This window comes from Aphanizomenon sp. UHCC 0183 (assembly GCF_009712065.1).
Lineage (GTDB): Bacteria > Cyanobacteriota > Cyanobacteriia > Cyanobacteriales > Nostocaceae > Dolichospermum > Dolichospermum heterosporum.
Genome location: NZ_VILC01000073.1, coordinates 1 through 18,935, shown reverse-complemented (window position 1 = coordinate 18,935; position 18,935 = coordinate 1). Strand labels below are relative to the sequence as shown.

Here is an 18,935-nt window from a genome sequence, read left to right as displayed (position 1 = left end):
TATTTCTTCCTTTGCGCCTGGAGCGTCTCTGCGTGAGACAATTACTCCCAAGGTGCTGGCTTCCGAATTTGCTCCCACACAGGACTATATAAAGCCTCAGTCAACTCCCGCGCCATTTCCACCATGCCCACATAACCGGCATAGGGATGATGACGTTCTTGGTTAATATCTAAAAAGGGAATTCTCGCTTTTAAAGCAGTATATTGATTTCTGCCCCCAGCAATAAGCATATCTGCGTTAGTTTCTTGAATTAATTTCAGGAGTTCGGAAGCGTTTCCTTTCTCCAACATGATCCCATCATTACCCAACAAATTTTTGATTTTCGCTTTATCTTCTTCTGTACTTTTGCGCGTGCTAGTCGCCACAACTTCAATTCCCAAATCCTTCGCAGCGGAAATAATTGACCAACTTTTCACACCGCCAGTATAGAGAACAATACGCTTTCCTTTCAACTTGGCTCGATAGGGAGCAAGGGCAATATCCAAAGCCGCAGTTTCTTCAGCAATAAGTTTTTCTGTGCGTTCCTGTAAATCAGGATCACCTAATTTAGCAGCTACAGTTCGCAGACAACGATTAATATCTCTAATTCCATAAAATGACTCTTCAATGTAAGGAATTCCATAACGTTCCTCCATTTTTCGCGCCATATTTAAGAGCGCTCGTGAGCAGATCATCACATTTAATTTAGCCCGGTGAGCATAACGCACTTCTTCATAACGAGCATCACCAGTAATTTTCGATAAAACCCGAATTCCTAACTTTTCAAATAAACTTAAAACCCCCCACATTTCCCCAGCAATATTGTACTCACCGATGATATTAATATCATAGGGTGTAGTATATTCCGGTTCAGCAGTACCAACTACATATTCTAGTAAAGCCTCACCACCAAAGCGATTACCTAAGTTTTTGCTGCCAATAAATCCGGGAGCAATCACAGGAATTACCGGAGTTCCAGTTTTTTCGGCTGCTACCTTACAAACAGCATCAATATCATCACCAATTAAGGCTGTAACGCAGGTAGCGTAAACAAAAACCGCCGCAGGTTTATAATTTTCATTAACTTCTAAAATCGCCTTATAAAGCTTTTTCTCACCACCAAAAATCACATCATTTTCACCCACATCGGTAGTAAAACCTGTCTTATAAAGCATTGGTCCAGAAGACAGACTACCACGACTTCCCCAGGAATTTCCAGCGCAAGCGATCGGACCATGTACCAAGTGAGCAGCATCAGTAATAGGAACTAAAGCAATCATCGCTCCATCAAAGGCACAACCACCTTGAGCCGCGCCAGGTTGGGCTTGTTGGGTACAAGATTTGTTTTTCTTTTCTCCCTGTTTCTTTTGATTATGTTCGCATCCTGATTCACTCAGAAGTTCGTTAATTTTGCTTTGGGTGACTTTCATTTTTATTCTCGTGCTAGATGGAGTTTACTACCATGACAAATCTTGCTTAAAGTTAATCATCGAGATGATGATTTTGACGAAAATATTTTAAATTAATAAAAATTATTTGTGGAACTATTTACAACATTATCTATTTCTGGGTTTGTGTCTCTACAGAAAAGATAATAGAAAGTTGCTGTAATAGAAAATAAGTGAGAAATATCTCACAAATAATTTAGGATTACCACAGGACATAATAAATATAATAATTCTAATTCCCCAAAAATAACCAAGTTTTTATACTTAGTTTGGATTGATTTATAAATTTTCTGCAAAATCTGATTAACTTAATATTTACACAGATAATCTTTCAAAAAAGATATGTATTTATCTGTATTTTCTAGGGGTGGGGTTTTCATAACATTTGGTTTAGCAAGAGAAAAGAGAAAAATTGTCAGAAATGGCTAACGCCACGCTACGCTATCAGGATGTCCATGATTAAAGGATGAACAGCATGAAAAGGGGGATTTTATCACCAATTACCAGGAACTAGTACAAAACGGCGTAAATAAACCAACCATTCTAAATCCTCCAAAAGCCTATAAGTAGGTTGGTGTTGAAAATTGTCGTTATGGCAAGGCAAAAGGCAAGAGGCAAGAGGCAAGAGTGAAGAGGGTTTGGGCGATTTTACATTTCTTTACACAGTTTGGTTTTATTGTGTTCACCTACTTACTGTCTTCATTTTGACTTTTGACTTTTGACTTCCGCCTTGCGGTACTAGGGCTTACGCATTGACAAAGTTTTCTAAATATGTAATGTGGGTTTTATCTCTTGTAGGGTGCGTCAGACCCAATAATTTGGTAAAAAACAGATTTCCTCTATCTGACGCACCCCACTCAATAAGTAGTGAGACAGAATTAATTACACAATGTCATTGCGTAATCGTTGCGTGGCTTTAGCCATAGGGAACGAAGTGAAATGAAGCAATTCCAAGGGTTGTGATTGCTTCCCTTCGCTCGCAATGACTGTAAATATTTTTGTCCAATTACTTAGGAATTGGAGATAGGGGATAGGATTTTAGGTAAATTACCTAAGTCCCAATCCCCTTTGTTTATTGTCGAGGGTAGGGTTTCCCCATCCTTACAGACATTTCTTAACGAATTAAGTCGTAGGAAATATCGGTCTTACCAGCAACATTGGTGGTGCGGTCAATTTCTTCAAAGACTGTGTTAACAATCCAGTTCAACAGGTTGATTATGCCTTTGTAACCAACGGTTGCATAACGGTGGTAGTGGTGACGATCCATGATAGGATAACCAATTCTGACTAAAGGTACACCACAATCGCGCCACAGGTACTTACCGTAGGAGTTACCAATCAATAGGTCTACGGGTTCTGTGAACAACAAAGAGCGTAAGTGCCACAAGTCTTTACCACCCCAGATTTTAGCGGACTTACCAAAGGTACTAGAATCTAACAATGCTTGCAATTCTTTCTCGAATACTTCGTTGGTGTTGTGAACCAAGATATGTACTGGTTCAGCGCCCATTTCTAACATGAAACCAACTACGCTATAAACTAGGTCAGGATCACCGTAGATAGCGAAACGCTTACCATGTAACCAAGCATGGGAGTCGGTCATTGCGTCAACTGCACGACCACGTTCGATTTCTAATTCTTCAGGAATAGCCTTACCAGTCATTTGGCTGAGTTTCATCAAGAACTCGTCAGTTCCCTGGATACCCCAAGGACGAGAAACACTAACGTCTTGTTTCCATTCCTTAGCAATGTATTCACGGGTCTTGGTGGTGGAGTAAGCTTGAAGAGCAATAGTAGCTTTAGCGTTGATGGAATCTGCTGCATCTTCTAGCTTAGTACCACCTGGATACATATTGTATTCACCATCACAAGGTGAATCAACATAATCACTGTTGTCAGATAACAAAGTGTAGTCAATACCCATTAAAGAGGCAATCCGCTTAATTTCGCGGTTGTTTTCTACGTAGGTATCAAAACCAGGAATGAAGTTGATTTTACCGTTGCTCTTGGCTTTCTTCTTACCTTCTGTCAAGGTAGAAAGAATTCCCTTCATCATGTTGTCGTAACCAGTGATGTGAGAACCAACGAAGCTAGGTGTGTGAGCAAAAGGGACTGGGAAATCTTGAGGAACAGAACCAGCTTCCTTAGCATTACCGATAAATGACTGTAAGTCATCACCGATAACTTCTGCCATACAGGTGGTGCAAACAGCGATCATTTTTGGCTTGTACAAGCTGTAGGAGTTAGCCAAACCATCAATCATGTTTTGTAAACCACCGAACACAGCAGCGTCTTCTGTCATGGAAGAAGAAACACCAGCAAATGGTTCTTTGTAGTGACGGGTTAAGTGGGTACGGAAGTAAGCTACGCAACCTTGAGAACCTTGAACGAAGGGAAGAGTACCTTCAAAACCCACAGCCGCAAACATAGCGCCTAAAGGTTGACAACCCTTAGCTGGGTTAACGGTTAAAGCTGTCCGTTCAAAGTTCTTTTCACGGTATTCCCAGCTTTTCGTCCATTCGGAAACCCGTTGTACTTCTTCAGGGGTGTGACCGTTTTCAAACTGTTTCTTGTTTTCAAACAGTTGTTGGTATTCTGGCTGGTGGAATAGCTCAACGTGGTCCTGAATCTTCTTTGGATCTTGAGGCATTTCTATATCTCCAAGCTTGCTGTGTATGATGTTTGCGATCGGTGGAGAGTGGGGAATGTGCCTCAAAATTCAGAATGCAAAATCCAGAACTTTGAATTTTTAATTTTGAATCTTGACTTCCCAACTCTCCTGGGGTAAAACCCCAGACTATCTTTTGTTCCCTAGACGGCAGCCTTAGCTTTAGCCTTAGCTTGAGCTTTCTTGTTCCAGGGAGCGCCGATTAATCCCCAGGTTGGGCTGTTGAGTGCCAAATCCATGTCCCGAGCGAAGATTGCGAATCCGTCGTAACCGTGATAAGGGCCGGAGTATTCTTTTTATGGTTTAATATTTTTAAATAGCAAAATGTTTACTGAAAGCAATCTTAAAGTAGATATTGTTTACTAATAACATCTTTATTTTTAGTCTAAATATAGGCTAAACAGACAACTATGTATAACCAGAGTGAAGACAAATATCAGGAAGCTTTTGCAGATTTAGAACCTATTTCATCTACCGATGGCAGTTTTCTTGGTTCAAGTCTGCAAGCACAACAACAAAGAGAACACATGAAAACAAAGGTACTATTAGAATTAGAGCCGATAAATCTGCGTTTGAAGTCTGCAAAAACCAGAGTAACAATTCGGGAATCAAACGGATGTCTGCAATTACGGGCAACTTTACCCATTAAACCCGGAGATGAGGATACAAGGGGAACGGGAAGAAAACAATACAATATCACTTTGAATATTCCTGCTAATTTTGATGGACTAAAAACTGCTGAAGAGGAAGCTTATGAGTTAGGTAAGTTAATTGCTAGAAAAAGTTTTGTTTGGAATGATAAATATTTAGGAAATGAAGGAATTAAAAAGGAGTTAAAAACTATTGGTGAGCTATTAGAAAAGTTTGAAGATGAATATTTTAAAACCCATAAACGCACGACGAAAAGTGAACATACTTTTTTCTATTATTTTTCTCGAATTAAGCGTTACACAAATGCTGATGATTTGGCAAATGGGGAAGTTTTGATTAATGCGATTGATAAAATAGATAAGGAATGGGCTAAATATAATGCTGTGAGAGCTATTTCTGTATTTTGTCAACTTTTTAAAATCGAGATTAATTTAACTAATTATTCTAAAGTTCCTGAAAGTAATTCTCGCAATGTTCCTACAGATAAGGACATAGTTACAGGATTTTACAAGTTTGATGAATACCTGAATAATCGAGGTAAACAAGTTAATCAAGATGTGAAAGATAGTTGGCAACTTTGGCGTTGGATCTATGGAATGTTGGCGGTTTTTGGTTTACGTCCCAGAGAACTTTTTGTTAATCCTCATATTGATTGGTGGTTAAGTGATGAAAATACAGATTTAACTTGGAAGGTTGATAAAAATTGTAAAACTGGTGAAAGAGAAGCCTTGCCTTTATATAAAGAATGGATTGATGAATTTGATTTAAGAAATCCTAAATATTTGGAAATGTTGGCGATCGCAATTAGTAAAAAAGACCAAAATAATCATGCAGAAATCACGGCTTTAATCCAAAGGGTGAGTTGGTGGTTTAGAAAAATTGGATTAGATTTTAAACCCTATGATTTACGTCATGGTTGGGCAATTCGAGCGCATATTTTGGGAGTTCCTATTAAGGCTGCGGCGGATAATTTGGGTCATAGTGTGCAGATTCATACGAAAACTTATCAACGTTGGTTTTCTTTAGATATGCGGAAGTTGGCAATTAATCAGGCTTTGAGTAAACGGAATGAGGTGGAGTTGATTAAGGATGAAAATACAGGGTTGAAAATGGAGAATGAACGGTTGAAGATTGAGGTGGAGAAGTTGAGGATGGAAATGGTTTATAAACGGAGTTAAGTTTGGTTAATCAAGAATCTCATTTTTGTGTGATGTGGTATAATTTAAAAGTTACAGTTAAGCAAGGAGTAGAAATTATGCAAATAATGATTGAAATTCCTGATAATCTTGCTAATCAATTACAACTACAACCGAGTCAAATTTCCCAAAAGGTGCTGGAACTTATTGTAGCTGATAATTATCGTCAAGGTCTGATTGGAGCGGGAGAAGTTCACAAAATGTTGAATTTTTCTTCTCGATGGGAAACATATCAATTTCTTAAAGATCAAAAGGCTTACTTAACCTACACTGAAGAAGACTTAGAAGAAGATGCCCAAGCAATTCGTAATCTGTTAGGTAATAAATGATTATTGTTTCCGATACTTCTCCTATTAACTACCTCATTTTGATTGGTCAAATTGATCTTTTACCTCAACTGTTTGAGCAAATTATTATTCCTCAAGCAGTTTATAATGAGTTATCTGATTCACTTGCTCCACTACCTGTCCAAACCTGGACTGTTGATACTCCTAGTTGGTTAAAAATTCAACCCGTTAGTCAACCTACTGATGAAATTAAAAATTTACTTGATCCTGGAGAATCTGAAGCTATTATTTTATCTCAAGAATTGAATGCCGATTTACTTCTATTAGACGATATGAAAGCAAGACGTATTGCCAAAGAAAGAGGTTTAGTGATCACTGGTATTTTGGGAATTTTGGATCAAGCAACAAGTATGAAGCTGATTAATTTACCTAATACTGTTCAAAGTCTTAAAAACACCTCTTTTTGGGCATCTGATAGTTTATTTCAAAAGTTGTTGAATAAGCATTGTTAAAATATACTTAGTTAAATGATAATATAATTAATCAGGGAAGTGCTGTATGGAAATTATGAAAATTAGAACACATATTGGTAATGATGGTATTCTCAAAGTTGAACTTCCGGCTGAATTTGCTAATCAAGAATTAGAAATAGTAATTGTGTTTCAACCTGTTACAGAAAAATCGTCACTGTCGAAGTTTGTAGGTATTTTGAGTGATTCAGAAGCTGGGGAATTACAACAAGTGATTAAAGATGAATTTGAGTAAATAGACACAAATAAATTTGGTTAACTGGGTAATCAGTAATTTTGGGAGAATGGGGTATGGCTAATCAAGAGCATCTTGTTCAGTTGAAGATGGGTCCAGATCATTGGAATGCTTGGAGAGAAGAAAATTTAATGTACCTCAGCTTATAAAATATTTACCTGTATTAAAACCCAATCAGTTGTAGAGTTGGTTCTTTTGCAGTGCGATCGCACTCTTCCGAATCCCAAAGAGCGATCGCACCTAAATATCCAATGATAAAATCAAGAAAACTCAAGATAATCCACCAATGACAACTACACTGGTTAAGCCCTCCCAATTCCTACCTGAAGGAATCTGCATCAAGCATATCAAAAACCTCATGCTATTCAAATTTACCGATAAACTAGGTGAACGGATGCAAGAACTGCTTGATAAAAACAAATTAAATACCCTCACCCCAGAGGAAGCAATAGAACTAGAGGCAATAGGGGAACTTGACGACATCTTCAGTTATATTAACGCTGCTGTTGCTGCTCAAGACCATGCCCATTCCTAAAACTCTTTATCAGGAGGTCAGACAACGCGCTCAATGTTGCTGCGAATACTGTCACTACCCTGAACTTCTCAGCACAGCCCCCCTTTCTATTGACCATTTGCAACCTCAATCTCTGGGAGGTACGGATAATTTCGATAATCTTGCTCTGGCCTGTCGTCGTTGCAACGAAAGACGCTACAACTTTACTACAGGTATTGATCCCGACACTGGAAAAGAAACTCCCTTGTTTAACCCCCGTCAGCAAATTTGGTCTGAACACTTTATCTGGACATCTGACGGCTTATGTATTATTGGTACTACTCCTACGGGACGCGCAACCTGCGAACGTCTTGATCTACAGCAAATTGTCATCAAACCCGGAACAAGAACCCCACCCCCAACCCCCTCCCCGCAAGCGATGAGGGGGCTAAGATGTACCTCATAAGATTGGAAATTGCTGTAAATGATGAACGTCGTGGAGAGAAATTCATTCAGAAATCTCGACAACGATGGGTTGAAAGCGGTCTACATCCTCCTGAAGATGATCCACAAGAATGATGAAAAAATAAAGATAAGAATATGCTAGAAAAATTAATACTTCATAATTTCAAAAGCCATAAATCTACAGAACTCAATTTCGATAGTTCCCGATTACATGGACTCGTAGGAAAAAATAGTGCAGGTAAAACAACAGTCCTACAAGCATTGAATAATCTAAGCAAACTAGTTGATTCATCATTCTCAAAGATATTTAAAGATGAAAATTCACCTCAATTCATTACAACAATTGGGGAAACAGATATGTCCGTTACTGTGAGTGGTTTTTGTGATGATAACAGTTATCATCAGTGGGAACTTTCCTATAGTTGGAAGCAGGAAAATCTTAAAGATTGGATTCCAACAACATCATGGAAAATAGATGGAACTGAAGATAGTTTTGAAAAAAAGAAAACAACACCAATTAAATACCCAGATCCAATTCGTAAATCTTTAAAATCTACTGTTTACCTAAAATTAGTTGCAAGTAATCTTGCCAAAGCAGCTTACAGTGAAGAAATTACACCGAGAGTTGAGTTTGATGGTTCATTATTAGCACCAACTTTAGATTTTTTGCGTGATGAAGCTCCAGATAAATTTCAATTAATAGAAGAGAAGCTGAGTCGAATTGTCCCAAATGTACGCAAAGTTGGCATAAAACGAGCAAAAGTTCCAGTCATTCGTAAACGTTTAATCGAAGTTGATGGTAAGTCTATTTCCTATGATGAAACTCAGGAAATGACAGGTCAAGAAGTGGTGCTAGACATGAATACAGGTGAACGTATTCCAGCCCATGCAATTAGCGAAGGAACAATGTTAACTTTAGGATTATTAACTGTATTAATGAATCCTAATCAACCTAACTTAGTTTTATTAGATGATGTGGAACAGGGACTTCATCCTCAAGCACAACGTGAGTTAATGACTGTTTTCAAAGAAATCATCGCCGAAAATCCCAACCTGCAAATTATTTTCTCTACTCATTCCCCTTATATTCTTGATGCACTTGCTCCTTCTCAAGTTCATATATTAAATAACAGTAAATCAGGTTTTACAATTGCTAAACGTTTGGATGAACATCCTGATGTAGAATGGGCAAAAGAAACCTTAACAACAGGTGAATTTTGGGATGCTGAAGGTGAAGATTGGGTGCTAGAAGGAGAAGTCAGTGATTGAGTTTATTGTCATAAGTAGGTTGGCGTTGAAAATTGTCGTTATGGCAAGGCAAAAGGCAAGAGGCAAGAGGCAAGAGTGAAGAGGGTTTGGGCGATTTTACGTTTCTTTACACAGTTTGGTTTTATTGTGTTCACCTACTTAGTTGAAAGTGGTGCAGATTATAGAACAGCTACTAAGTTAGCCGAGCGAGTTTTACAAGAAAAATTTGATTGGTTAGATGATGATATTCTGAAACATTGTTTTCAGTGGAGTGGGTTAGAGTCAGGAACAGAATTTTCTTGCTGGAGAGACATTATCAAAATCATTGATGATGCAAAATCACAAATACAAATAAAATATAAACCTGCCAGATTTCTAGGTCATAATAGTAAGGGTGAGCCTTTAAAAGCTGATGGTGCAGCATCTATTAAAATTCTTAATTTAGTACGTTTTCTGCAAAGAATACGACAGATTAAAGCTGTTATTTTTATCCGTGATTTAGATAATCAACCGGAACGTAAAGAAGGAATTAAACAAGCACGTTCAGAACATATTGATAAAATCCCGAAATTAGAAATTATAATTGGTGTGGCTGATCCAAAACGTGAAGCATGGGTTTTAAATGGGTTTATTCCATCTAATCAACAAGAGAAACAAATTATAGAAGAAATTAAAAATAAATTGAGTTTTGATCCTTCCATAGAGTCTCACAGATTACGCGCTATTTCTGAGAAAGAACCTGAACGAATCAGAAATGTAAAAGTAGTGGTTGAACAACTCACAGGAAATGATATGGAACGGGAAAAGCTATGTTGGGAAGAGACAGATTTAAAACATCTACGAGAGAGAGGAGTTGATACGGGTTTGACAGATTATATCTGCGAAGTTGAGGAACGATTAGCGGCAATTCTTGTGTCCGAGTGAAAACTATTATAGACCTGAGAGCGATCGCCAGATATGAACATCAGGCGTTGCTACAGCGATTTCCAATCTTATGAGGTACATCTTAGCCCCCTCATCGCTTGCGGGGAGGGGGTTGGGGGCGGGGTTCTTGTTCCGGGTTTGATGACAATTTGCTGTAAGTCGCAGTGTGAATTAGTTTCGTCAAAAAGTACAAAGAACAAAAAATGTAATTTTGGCATTTCATATTCAATATGGCTATCAGCAATGCCGAATATCAAGCCCTATTTGTTTAAGCTCTCTTGAATGTTCTCGTTGCAGTGATTTCGTTCGTTGTCATGGTCATGATAGTTCATTGCTTTCATCAGCCATATGTGAAATGGCCTCTTCATTCAACCGATCAGGTTCAGCAAACCACCATAAAAAACATTGTGTATCTAGTAATAGTTTCACTCCTCATTCCCCCTCAAATGCTGCCAAAATGTCATCTGGTAAAGGAGCATTAAAGTCTTCTGGAATGACAAATTTTCCTCGATCTTGTCCTAAACTATCTCTGCGGTGAGACGGGACACTAAGAGACTTCCAATTAAAAAAATATCCCAAAATTTCTTGTGGTGCGGGCATCTTGCCCGCTAATAATACAAGGACGGGCAAGATGCCCATCCCACATCCCACAAGATTGGATCATCTTTTTTGTGGAGTTCTCTAAGAGGGTGTTTGAAAAGTTATGGTTGATGTATCAAATATTTTTTACCCCACCCTAACCCTCCCCTTGTAAAGGGGAGGGAACTGGATTTTTATTGTTTCCCCCCTTTACAAGGGGGGACTAAGGGGGGTAGCAATGTGATGAAAATTACGGAATACCACTTTTCAAACATCCTCTAAAGGGAACTAACTTAGCGACAGGAACACCCCGATTAGAAATAATAATCTCTTCCCCATGTTCTACACGGGATAATAGGCGTGAAAGGTTGGTTTTAGCTTGATGGATATTTACAGTCTCCACAGGCTTATAGCTAAATCTACAAACTTAGTTTACTTTGATTCCTTAATTTTGGCAAGAATTCAAAAGAAAACTTCAAATTACAATATGCTACATCACATTTCTTCCATAGCATAGTCAAGATATACTAAGAATAAATCTTATCAAAAGATAACTATGATTCAAACAGTAGATGCCTTATTCGATGGGAATATTCTTCACCCTGAAGTGCCATTAAATCTGAAAGCAGGTACACGAGTGCGAATTATTGTTGAAACTGTATTACCTGAGACAAGCGGCAAGCCAAAATCATTTCTGCAAACTGCCAAATCACTTGCTTTGGAAGGTTCACCAGATTGGTCAGTAAATCTTGATCAATATTTGTATGGAGAAAGCATTTCAAGCAATGATTGAAGTTTTTCTTGATACCTCTTTTGCTATTGCTTTGTCTGTTGTTACAGATCAAAATCATGTACGAGCAGTTCAAATTGCTGACCAGCTTGAAACTAATAAAACTCGTTTAGTGACAACCCAAGCTATTCTGCTAGAAATTGGCAATTCACTTTCCAAACAAAAATATAGATTTGCAGCAATCCAACTTCTTGAATCACTGGAAGCTGATCCAATTATTGAAGTTGTAAGACTCACAAATGAGTTATATGATGCTGCATTCACTCTATTTAAAAGTCGAAAAGACAAAGATTGGGGGTTAGTTGATTGCGTATCATTTATTGTGATGCAAAATCGAGGCATTAAGATTGTGTTCACCTACTTACTGATGCACTAACAACAGATGAACACTTTCAGCAAGCAGGGTTTCGAGCATTGTTGAGAAGCTAAAATTTTTGTACAATTGATTCATGTAGCTGTAGAGCGATCGCTCTCAATATCTCAATTATATCTTCAAAAATAAAATGTCCGGTAAAATCTACCGGACACTGTTTATTTTCCCGTACTTTATACCTGTTTATTAAATTCAAATTTTACGCTGGTGAGTTTTTCCGATACAACCCAAAGTTTTTGAGCGATCGCTCGATCTTTGGATAACTGATTTGATTCCACCTTGACTGGATAGCCACTTATCTCCATAAATCCATTGGGACCGAAATATTCTGACCCTTTTAAACCCTCTTCTATTGCCGCCCGCAGAGTTGGTAATGCGCCCATTGTGATATCTTGAGCAAAGATACCATTGAGATATTTCATCACATCACCCGCCGTTCTCTGCAATTCAGTTGCAGTCCAACCCGGATGTGAAGCAGTTACAACGGTGTTGATCCCCTGCTCTTTTAGTTTCCGGTCGAGTTCGTAGGTAAAATAAAGATTAGCAAGTTTGCTATCACCGTAAGCCGTCCATTGGGCATAATTTCTCTTTTCCCAATTCAAATCATCGAAATCTAGTTTGCCAAAATTATGTGCGCCGCTGGAAACATTGACAATTCGTGAAGCTTGCGTGCTAATCAAAAGTTTTAAAAGTTGTCCCGTCAAAGCAAAATGTCCGAGATGATTAGTTCCAAATTGTAATTCAAAACCATCTGTAGTTTTTGAATACGGTGGAATCATTACACCCGCATTATTAATCAATAAATCCAAACGTGAATAATTTTTCTGAAAGTTTTCAGCGAAATTGTTAACCGATGCTAAATTCGCCAAATCAAGTTCCATTACCCGAACATCAGCATCTTTATTCTGTTGAATAATTTTCGCCAACGCCTTATTTCCTTTCTCCAAATTACGAACCGCAATGATCACAGATGCTTGTTTATTAGCTAAAACCCGCGCCGTTTCATAACCGATACCGCTACTTGAACCTGTGACAATTACTATTCTGCCTTTTTGACTCAGAATATTTTCTGTGTTCCATTTTTCGTTTTTCATCATCATAAGATAGTTAAATTAACTAATTTACACAAATAAATACTACATTCAACTTAGTGAAAATATTGAATTTTTCAGCTTTGTTTAAGAGGTTGTTTGAAAAGTATTAGATGAAACCGATAATCTCCAGAAACCTAACCCCCCTTCCCCCCTTCCCTACGTTAGCGCAGCGTGCCGAAGGCTGGGAATGGGGGTTTCAAAGCCTCTCCCCGCATCGGGGAGAGGTTTGGAGAGGGGTTTATTTATACATTAAAAACTTTTCAAACATCCTCTAAGGCAAGTTTATCTACGTATAACATACTAGACTTATTTTAAACTCCTATGTACACCCCAAAATGTGAAAAAAATCTTAATAATTTGTAAATATTTTCATCCTTGCTATCTTGGCGCGAAACTTACCTGAAAATAATTGTAATTGTAAGTAGGTGAACACAATAAAACCAAACTGTGTAAAGAAACGTGAAATCGCCCAAAACCTCTTTACTCTTGCCTATTGCCTATTGCTTTGCCATAACGACAATTTTCAACGCCAACCTACTTAGTTGCTATAATCAAAACAAACTTAAAAACACCCTGCTATGATCGCCATTCCCCAACAACTGCCAAAAATGACCATTGAGGAATATTTTGCATGGGAACTTAACCAGGATATTCGTTATGAATACATCAATGGTGAAGTTTTTGCCATGACAGGTGGGACAATTCCCCACAATGATATTGCTCTCAATCTTTACAGACCTTTATACTCTCATCTTCGTCCTAGAGGTTGTCGAGTCAATGTATCAGATGTGAAAGTCCAAGTTACTCCTAAAAGCCCATACTTCTATCCTGATCTTATCGTTAGTTGTCACCCTGATGATCTTAATGCCCGCAAATTTATTCAAAACCCTAAATTGATTGTTGAAGTTCTTTCTCCTGGTACAAGTAATAAAGATAGAGGAGAAAAATTCAGATATTATTTAACAATGCCTAGTTTACAAGAATACATCTTGATTGATTCCGAAAAAATATCTGTTGAAGGTTACTGTCGAGGAGAAGGAAGAATGTGGCTTTACTATCCCTACACTACTGGAGACATCATCACTTTATCAAGTATTGAATTTGAATTTCCCATAGAAATACTTTATGATGGTGTAGGATTGGAAATAGAAACGTAAAAATATGTTTCCAACATAAGTTTGATAAATGTCAGTTAAAATTTAATCCCTTATTAAAACTATGGCCAAGCGGAAAAAAAGCAATCTTCAATGGATTAAAGAAACCCTAGAATTAAGCCCAGATCATCATTGGGAAGGGACTGATGATTATAAGATTTTTGTAGCTGGGAGAGGCGCGGTTCGCTTCAATGTTCCCCAAAATTGGGTATTTGAACCACAAGAAAAATCTTTTAAGTTCATGGATAAAAAACCACCTGATGATGATTGTTGTTTAGAGGTATCTTACAATCATTTACCACCAAATGACTGGACACTGTTTCCTCTTAAACACACTTTGAAAAAAATCATGGAAGATGACAGCCGTGATGTGATTGAAAGGGGAGAGGTGATTACTGTTAAGCGACAAACAGCCCGGATTATGTGGTGTGAAATTAAATTTATTGACACTCAAGCTGAACCCAGGGAAGCTTTTTCTCGGACTTGTGTGGGTTTGGGTTCAAATATTCAATGTTTAATTACCTTTGATTATTGGGCAGATCAAGCAGAGCAATTAATCCCGATTTGGGATGAAGTGATGCGGAGTTTGACACTAGGATTATATATCAGAGATCCGAGAACTGGTTTAGCTTTTCCTGATTAAGTAAGTGGGCGTTAAAAAATATAATATAAACCTAACCCCCCAACCCCCTTCCCTGGGAGGGAAGGGGGAATCAAAGCCTCTCCCCTACCAGAGGAGAGGTTTGGAGAGAGGTTTTATATTTAATTGTGCCAAGCTACTTAAAATGCCGATAAAATAACCTCAGCTTGAGTTTTTGCATGACGAATGGAGGTTGTTGGTTTGACAGTAGGTAGTACGAATTTGGGTTAATTGTGGATTTTTGTGAAGATTATTTCCCAGATTTTGGGTAAACTGGAAGCGAGAAAGTAAACCATTACACAGATTCGTAATTCAATATTCATGGCAAATCCCACCGCAACTCTAGAAACTTCCCTTGGTACTATTACTCTTGAGCTATTTACCGATGTTATGCCCATAACGGCGGGAAATTTCATCAAATTGGCTAAAAGTGGGTTTTATGATGGTTTGCATTTCCACCGTGTGATTAATAACTTCATGGTGCAGTTTGGTTGTCCTTACAGTAAAGATCCTAGCTCTCCGCGTGCGGGTACAGGCAATAGTCCTGATGGGTGCATTCAAGATGAGCATCCTGAAGACGGGAAACTTTCTAACGAACCAGGAACTCTCTCTATGGCTAATACAGGGAGACCTAATAGTGGTAGTTGCCAGTTTTTTATCAACACTGTCCACAATCACTATCTGGATTGGTTTACACCTGGTCAATCTAAACACCCTGTTTTCGGTCGAGTTACTGAAGGGATGGATGTATTGAAAGCCATTGAAACTACTCCCACGGGTGCAGGCGATCGCCCTAAAACTCCAGTTAAAATGATCAAAGTAACTATCCACGAATAAAATCAAGGATTAGTGCGGAGGCTTCTCCGCACACCGCTATCTTTAAGCAAAATCCGGCGTTGCTGATTAAGAGTATGATTTTATTATGCCTACGGCACGCTGCGCGAACACGCAGAGGCGCAGAGTCGCAGAGAGTAAGAGTTTCATTTTTTTGATTTTTCAATTTCATAAGCTATTACGCAGCTAGATCCAATAATCCTAATGTTGTTATTTCTTGTAGTGCGGGCATCTTGCCCGCAAGAATTATACAAATTAAATGCACAACAGCTTACCTCAATTCAGCAACGCCCAAAATCCTATATTGCTCATGAAAGAACTCCACAGAAAAACTAATCATATCAAACAAACTAACTTTGAGTTTCTTCTTCAGTAAAAATAGGAGGCCATAATTCAGAAACGGCTAATTCCCAACCGGGAAAAAGTTCTGGTAAAGTTAAAATATCGCCATTATTTAAAATAGTTGGTTCACCTTGATGACGATAAACTGTAACAGTTTCTTCATCAGGATCAATTAAAATTCCCATCACAGCACCTAATTCTACAAAGTTGAGAATTTTAGTAACTAAAGGTTTAATTCTATCACTTTGAGATTTAATTTCTACTACTAAATCTGGCACAAGTTCGCCAAAATAACGGGGACTTTGACGCAGACGTGCAGCCCGAACAAAAGAAACATCTGGTGCGGTGAGGTTGCTATCAGGTAAAATAAAACCACCAGCAGAATCAAATACTCTTCCTAAACGACGCGGATTTACCCAAGCAAAGAGGAAAGCAATTAAACGACTACTAATTTCACTAGATACAATATCCGATGGACCCACGATAGAAATTCTCCCGTTTGTTAATTCAACATCGTAATCTAAACCAGCTTCACTAAAAGCGGTTTGGACTTGTTCTACATCTTTAATTGTCATAATTAACATAAAATCATCCTCCTAAGTAGGTGAACACAATAAAACCAAACTGTGTAAAGAAACGTAAAATCGCCCAAACCCTCTTCACTCTTGCCTCTTGCCTCTTGCCTTTTGCCTTGCCATAACGACAATTTTCAACGCCAACCTACTTAATATACAAAGTTGGGGTAATGAAAACAAACAAAATTGGATTTTAGATTTCATTAAATTGTATCTGGATCAATATTTAATTCTCTCAATTTTGCGGCTAACCTTTGGGATTTTTCATTTGATATTTTCGCTTTTTCTGCTTCCATTGCTGCTCTTGTAGCTTCCATCTCTGAGCTTTCTTCCGGTGTAGGAACTAAAACTCCTGATGATGTAAAATATCTTAATAAACCCTCATGAATCCCTAAATATAACCCCAATTCTTCACTCCATAAATGTCCTTTTTCATTAGGTTGTAAGGGTTGATATTTGCCACTAATTAAATTAAATCCTGCAAATTCTAATGTATAAGGATCAAACCAAAAATAATCAGGTGTACGGAAAGTATCTTGATAAAGTATTTTTTTAGTTTCTCTATCAGTTTTAGCTGTGGTTGGTGAAAGAATTTCGACAATGACATGAGGATATTTGCCATTTTCTTCCCACACTACCCAACTTTTTCTAGTCTTTCGTTCTGTTCCTAGAACTACGAAAAAATCTGGACCTCTAAGATCTTCTGATTTCTTTTGATGAGGACTATAGTAAATACTCAGATTTCCGACAGCGTAAAAATCTGTTCTCTCCTTCCATAACCATTTGAGAGATTTTATTAAGAGCATTATTTGTTCGAGATGCAGTTCTGTTTCCACCGGAGGTTCATCACTATATAGGTCACTGGGTGGGAAAATGATATCTTCTGATGTGTTAGTTTGTAATTCCAGTGCTTGAGTAATCATCATGTATGATACCAAGTAATTATTGATTTATTGTAGCATTAATTGTCAATTACTTTCACTGAATTATCGCAAATCTCTTAGAGGGTGTTTGAAAAGTTATGGTTGATGTATCAAATATTTTTTACCCCACCCTAACCCTCCCCTTGTAAAGGGGAGGGAACTGGATTTTTATTGTTTCCCCCCTTTACAAGGGGGGACTAAGGGGGGTAGCAATGTGATGAAAATTACGGAATAACACTTTTCAAACATCCTCTTAAACATTTGCTATAGCTTTTTGCCGTCATCCACGCGATCTAAAAATTGCTCGACTAAAAGGAACTTACCTTAAGGGACTTCCAATTAAAAAAATGCCCAAAAATTTCTTGTGGTGCGGGACGAAAAGCCCGCTAAGGAATGTGAATTAAATAAAGTGCAAAAGTAGGGTGTGTTAGCGACAGCGTAACGCACCATTCCACGTTAAATCAGAATTGCAGGTTATTAAATTTGCGTTCCTAACCATCAAGGACGGGAAGGATGCCCAGCCCACGAAATTGGGTAATTTATTTTTTGGTGTTCCCTAATATTATTATTTCTTGTAGTGCGGGCATCTTGCCCGCAAGAATTATACAAATTAAATGCACAACAGCTTAGATCATTAGATAATAGCATAGATGATTACTTATGGTAACTATTTATAGTAAATATTGGACTGATTTGGCACAAGGTTGTTAAATACTGTTGAGACGTTTTTTAACTTCCCCTTTAATATTTCCTGTTAGTATGTATACCAACCCCTTTAAACAATTACAAGTCAATCTTTCTGTAACCGCTGCTACTATAGCCTTGTTGGTTACTGCGCCATCAATGGCTCATGGTCAAGTTAATAGTACCACCACTAGGCCGACCTCATCAAATTCTAAGACATCAGTAGTTAATATATCCATTACTGAGGCTGAAGTCCTGGCTGCTCAAAAAGCCTGGGGTGAAGCATTGGTTTCCATCAGTACCACCTATGATCAAAAGGGGATAGCCGCTGCTAGAACATTGACTGACAATATAATAGATCAATCATATGCTTATCAATCGGGATTGGTGTTGTTCAAGCCAACCTTGGCAACTGGAGACCAGACCTTCCGCACCACACACAAAGGAGCTTTGTCTTATTTTGTGGGTGGTGATTCCTCCTTCCCTCAAGATACTGGTTTTGCTCTCAAAGGATGGCGAAAGGTGGAAATTCGCAACGCTGGTATTTTTATTGTTGGTAATACTGCTACCACTATGGGTAATGTTTCCATAACTGATAAAACAGGTAAAGTCACAACAGTAGATAAAACCTGGCAGTTTGTTAGAGGTGGTGATGGTAAATTGCGTATTATTCTACACCATTCTTCTCTGCCCTATAGTCCAAAGTAAATATGAAATATATCCCCGACTTCTTAGAGAAGTCGGGGATGTGAAATAACTCTAATCGCATTAAAATAAGGTTGTTAATTTGACGGTAATTACAGCAAATTGTCATCAAACCCGG

At 38.1% G+C, this 18,935-nt stretch carries 21 protein-coding genes and 2 pseudogenes; 15 read left to right on the top strand and 8 right to left on the bottom strand.

Annotation, left to right across the window (positions count from 1 at the left end; genetic code table 11):
- Positions 1 to 41 precede the first annotated feature (41 nt).
- Together nifE and nifK are read right to left on the bottom strand one after the other, a co-directional pair.
- Entirely contained in the window at positions 42 to 1,409 is a 1,368-nt protein-coding gene (gene nifE, locus FJR37_RS19710; protein WP_039201003.1) for a nitrogenase iron-molybdenum cofactor biosynthesis protein NifE, read from the bottom strand.
- A 1,132-nt stretch (positions 1,410 to 2,541) separates the two neighbouring features.
- Complete coding sequence (gene nifK / locus FJR37_RS19705; protein ID WP_168466908.1) at positions 2,542 to 4,077, bottom strand: nitrogenase molybdenum-iron protein subunit beta; 1,536 nt, start codon at positions 4,075 to 4,077, stop codon at positions 2,542 to 2,544.
- Between the two features lie 428 nt (positions 4,078 to 4,505).
- On the opposite strand from nifK, the gene FJR37_RS19695 reads away from it, so the two are divergent.
- The 9 genes from FJR37_RS19695 to FJR37_RS19660 all read left to right on the top strand — a co-directional run bounded on the left by FJR37_RS19695 (position 4,506) and on the right by FJR37_RS19660 (position 10,124).
- The gene (locus FJR37_RS19695) at positions 4,506 to 5,924 is read left to right on the top strand and encodes a site-specific integrase (protein ID WP_174763454.1); all 1,419 of its coding nucleotides are present in this window, start codon (positions 4,506 to 4,508) and stop codon (positions 5,922 to 5,924) included.
- 2 nt (positions 5,925 to 5,926) lie between these two features.
- Positions 5,927 to 6,271, top strand: a complete 345-nt coding sequence (locus FJR37_RS19690) for a UPF0175 family protein (protein ID WP_254434622.1) — start codon at positions 5,927 to 5,929, stop codon at positions 6,269 to 6,271.
- Positions 6,268 to 6,741: a DUF3368 domain-containing protein gene (locus FJR37_RS19685; protein WP_168466907.1), complete on the top strand. Its 474-nt coding sequence runs from the start codon at positions 6,268 to 6,270 to the stop codon at positions 6,739 to 6,741. The genes FJR37_RS19690 and FJR37_RS19685 overlap by 4 nt, the downstream gene beginning before the upstream one ends.
- Before the next feature lie 46 nt (positions 6,742 to 6,787).
- Positions 6,788 to 6,994, top strand: a complete 207-nt coding sequence (locus FJR37_RS19680; RefSeq protein WP_217355341.1) for a hypothetical protein — start codon at positions 6,788 to 6,790, stop codon at positions 6,992 to 6,994.
- A gap of 286 nt (positions 6,995 to 7,280) precedes the next feature.
- The gene (locus FJR37_RS19675; RefSeq protein ID WP_168466906.1) at positions 7,281 to 7,529 is read left to right on the top strand and encodes a hypothetical protein; all 249 of its coding nucleotides are present in this window, start codon (positions 7,281 to 7,283) and stop codon (positions 7,527 to 7,529) included.
- Positions 7,516 to 7,953, top strand: coding sequence for an HNH endonuclease (locus tag FJR37_RS19670; RefSeq protein ID WP_168466905.1), 438 nt, complete (start codon positions 7,516 to 7,518; stop codon positions 7,951 to 7,953). Before FJR37_RS19675 ends, FJR37_RS19670 begins: the two co-directional genes overlap by 14 nt.
- Positions 7,941 to 8,066, top strand: coding sequence for a hypothetical protein (locus FJR37_RS27475; RefSeq protein WP_256366889.1), 126 nt, complete (start codon positions 7,941 to 7,943; stop codon positions 8,064 to 8,066). Before FJR37_RS19670 ends, FJR37_RS27475 begins: the two co-directional genes overlap by 13 nt.
- Positions 8,067 to 8,087: 21 nt before the next feature.
- Entirely contained in the window at positions 8,088 to 9,221 is a 1,134-nt protein-coding gene (locus FJR37_RS19665) for an AAA family ATPase (RefSeq protein ID WP_168466904.1), read from the top strand.
- Between the two features lie 126 nt (positions 9,222 to 9,347).
- Positions 9,348 to 10,124 carry a hypothetical protein gene (locus FJR37_RS19660; protein ID WP_254434621.1) on the top strand — a complete coding sequence of 259 codons (777 nt, stop codon included), beginning with the start codon at positions 9,348 to 9,350 and terminating at the stop codon, positions 10,122 to 10,124.
- A gap of 324 nt (positions 10,125 to 10,448) precedes the next feature.
- Here FJR37_RS19660 and FJR37_RS27100 read toward each other — a convergent pair.
- The 3 genes and pseudogenes from FJR37_RS27100 to FJR37_RS19645 form a co-directional block, all read right to left on the bottom strand.
- A pseudogene (locus FJR37_RS27100) lies at positions 10,449 to 10,553 on the bottom strand (type II toxin-antitoxin system VapC family toxin); the annotation flags it as partial.
- Between the two features lie 3 nt (positions 10,554 to 10,556).
- Positions 10,557 to 10,763, bottom strand: a complete 207-nt coding sequence (locus FJR37_RS27095; protein ID WP_254434623.1) for a hypothetical protein — start codon at positions 10,761 to 10,763, stop codon at positions 10,557 to 10,559.
- A gap of 220 nt (positions 10,764 to 10,983) precedes the next feature.
- Positions 10,984 to 11,106: pseudogene (locus tag FJR37_RS19645) on the bottom strand (type II toxin-antitoxin system Phd/YefM family antitoxin); the annotation flags it as partial.
- Between the two features lie 153 nt (positions 11,107 to 11,259).
- Between FJR37_RS19645 and FJR37_RS19640 the strand changes: the two are divergent.
- Both FJR37_RS19640 and FJR37_RS19635 read left to right on the top strand, forming a co-directional pair.
- Positions 11,260 to 11,496: an antitoxin family protein gene (locus FJR37_RS19640; RefSeq protein WP_168466903.1), complete on the top strand. Its 237-nt coding sequence runs from the start codon at positions 11,260 to 11,262 to the stop codon at positions 11,494 to 11,496.
- Entirely contained in the window at positions 11,489 to 11,869 is a 381-nt protein-coding gene (locus tag FJR37_RS19635; protein ID WP_371416149.1) for a type II toxin-antitoxin system VapC family toxin, read from the top strand. Before FJR37_RS19640 ends, FJR37_RS19635 begins: the two co-directional genes overlap by 8 nt.
- Positions 11,870 to 12,039: 170 nt before the next feature.
- On the opposite strand, the gene FJR37_RS19630 is transcribed toward FJR37_RS19635, so the two are convergent.
- Complete coding sequence (locus FJR37_RS19630) at positions 12,040 to 12,966, bottom strand: SDR family NAD(P)-dependent oxidoreductase (protein WP_254434620.1); 927 nt, start codon at positions 12,964 to 12,966, stop codon at positions 12,040 to 12,042.
- A 572-nt stretch (positions 12,967 to 13,538) separates the two neighbouring features.
- Here FJR37_RS19630 and FJR37_RS19625 point away from each other — a divergent pair.
- The 3 genes from FJR37_RS19625 (at position 13,539) to FJR37_RS19615 (ending at position 15,591) form a co-directional block, all read left to right on the top strand.
- Positions 13,539 to 14,117, top strand: a complete 579-nt coding sequence (locus tag FJR37_RS19625) for a Uma2 family endonuclease (RefSeq protein WP_168466902.1) — start codon at positions 13,539 to 13,541, stop codon at positions 14,115 to 14,117.
- A 61-nt stretch (positions 14,118 to 14,178) separates the two neighbouring features.
- Positions 14,179 to 14,757 (top strand): hypothetical protein, encoded by a 579-nt coding sequence (locus FJR37_RS19620; RefSeq protein WP_039201021.1) that lies wholly within the window; start codon positions 14,179 to 14,181, stop codon positions 14,755 to 14,757.
- 318 nt (positions 14,758 to 15,075) lie between these two features.
- On the top strand, positions 15,076 to 15,591 hold the full coding sequence (locus FJR37_RS19615; RefSeq protein WP_168466901.1) for a peptidylprolyl isomerase: 516 nt from the start codon (positions 15,076 to 15,078) through the stop codon (positions 15,589 to 15,591).
- A gap of 347 nt (positions 15,592 to 15,938) precedes the next feature.
- Here the strand turns inward: FJR37_RS19615 and FJR37_RS19610 are convergent, their stop codons facing one another.
- Positions 15,939 to 16,514, bottom strand: a complete 576-nt coding sequence (locus FJR37_RS19610; RefSeq protein ID WP_168466900.1) for a Uma2 family endonuclease — start codon at positions 16,512 to 16,514, stop codon at positions 15,939 to 15,941.
- Positions 16,515 to 16,708: 194 nt separating this feature from the next.
- Positions 16,709 to 17,431 carry a Uma2 family endonuclease gene (locus tag FJR37_RS19605; protein WP_168466899.1) on the bottom strand — a complete coding sequence of 241 codons (723 nt, stop codon included), beginning with the start codon at positions 17,429 to 17,431 and terminating at the stop codon, positions 16,709 to 16,711.
- A 756-nt stretch (positions 17,432 to 18,187) separates the two neighbouring features.
- Between FJR37_RS19605 and FJR37_RS19600 the strand changes: the two genes are divergently transcribed.
- Entirely contained in the window at positions 18,188 to 18,820 is a 633-nt protein-coding gene (locus tag FJR37_RS19600; protein WP_168466898.1) for a hypothetical protein, read from the top strand.
- Positions 18,821 to 18,935: the final 115 nt, after the last annotated feature.

What these genes read in the sequence shown, in the direction of transcription:
- nifE (WP_039201003.1), bottom strand. Translation starts at nt 1,409, where the DNA reads ATGAAAGTCACCCAAAGCAAAATTAACGAACTTCTGAGTGAATCAGGA.
- FJR37_RS19695 (WP_174763454.1), top strand. Translation starts at nt 4,506, where the DNA reads ATGTATAACCAGAGTGAAGACAAATATCAGGAAGCTTTTGCAGATTTA.
- FJR37_RS19670 (WP_168466905.1), top strand. Translation starts at nt 7,516, where the DNA reads ATGCCCATTCCTAAAACTCTTTATCAGGAGGTCAGACAACGCGCTCAA.
- FJR37_RS19665 (WP_168466904.1), top strand. Translation starts at nt 8,088, where the DNA reads ATGCTAGAAAAATTAATACTTCATAATTTCAAAAGCCATAAATCTACA.
- FJR37_RS27095 (WP_254434623.1), bottom strand. Translation starts at nt 10,763, where the DNA reads ATGGGCATCTTGCCCGTCCTTGTATTATTAGCGGGCAAGATGCCCGCA.
- FJR37_RS19600 (WP_168466898.1), top strand. Translation starts at nt 18,188, where the DNA reads ATGTATACCAACCCCTTTAAACAATTACAAGTCAATCTTTCTGTAACC.
- nifK (WP_168466908.1), bottom strand. Translation starts at nt 4,077, where the DNA reads ATGCCTCAAGATCCAAAGAAGATTCAGGACCACGTTGAGCTATTCCAC.
- FJR37_RS19620 (WP_039201021.1), top strand. Translation starts at nt 14,179, where the DNA reads ATGGCCAAGCGGAAAAAAAGCAATCTTCAATGGATTAAAGAAACCCTA.
- FJR37_RS19685 (WP_168466907.1), top strand. Translation starts at nt 6,268, where the DNA reads ATGATTATTGTTTCCGATACTTCTCCTATTAACTACCTCATTTTGATT.
- FJR37_RS19605 (WP_168466899.1), bottom strand. Translation starts at nt 17,431, where the DNA reads ATGATGATTACTCAAGCACTGGAATTACAAACTAACACATCAGAAGAT.
- FJR37_RS19610 (WP_168466900.1), bottom strand. Translation starts at nt 16,514, where the DNA reads ATGTTAATTATGACAATTAAAGATGTAGAACAAGTCCAAACCGCTTTT.
- FJR37_RS19680 (WP_217355341.1), top strand. Translation starts at nt 6,788, where the DNA reads ATGGAAATTATGAAAATTAGAACACATATTGGTAATGATGGTATTCTC.
- FJR37_RS19630 (WP_254434620.1), bottom strand. Translation starts at nt 12,966, where the DNA reads ATGATGATGAAAAACGAAAAATGGAACACAGAAAATATTCTGAGTCAA.
- FJR37_RS27475 (WP_256366889.1), top strand. Translation starts at nt 7,941, where the DNA reads ATGTACCTCATAAGATTGGAAATTGCTGTAAATGATGAACGTCGTGGA.
- FJR37_RS19615 (WP_168466901.1), top strand. Translation starts at nt 15,076, where the DNA reads ATGGCAAATCCCACCGCAACTCTAGAAACTTCCCTTGGTACTATTACT.
- FJR37_RS19635 (WP_371416149.1), top strand. Translation starts at nt 11,489, where the DNA reads ATGATTGAAGTTTTTCTTGATACCTCTTTTGCTATTGCTTTGTCTGTT.
- FJR37_RS19675 (WP_168466906.1), top strand. Translation starts at nt 7,281, where the DNA reads ATGACAACTACACTGGTTAAGCCCTCCCAATTCCTACCTGAAGGAATC.
- FJR37_RS19625 (WP_168466902.1), top strand. Translation starts at nt 13,539, where the DNA reads ATGATCGCCATTCCCCAACAACTGCCAAAAATGACCATTGAGGAATAT.
- FJR37_RS19640 (WP_168466903.1), top strand. Translation starts at nt 11,260, where the DNA reads ATGATTCAAACAGTAGATGCCTTATTCGATGGGAATATTCTTCACCCT.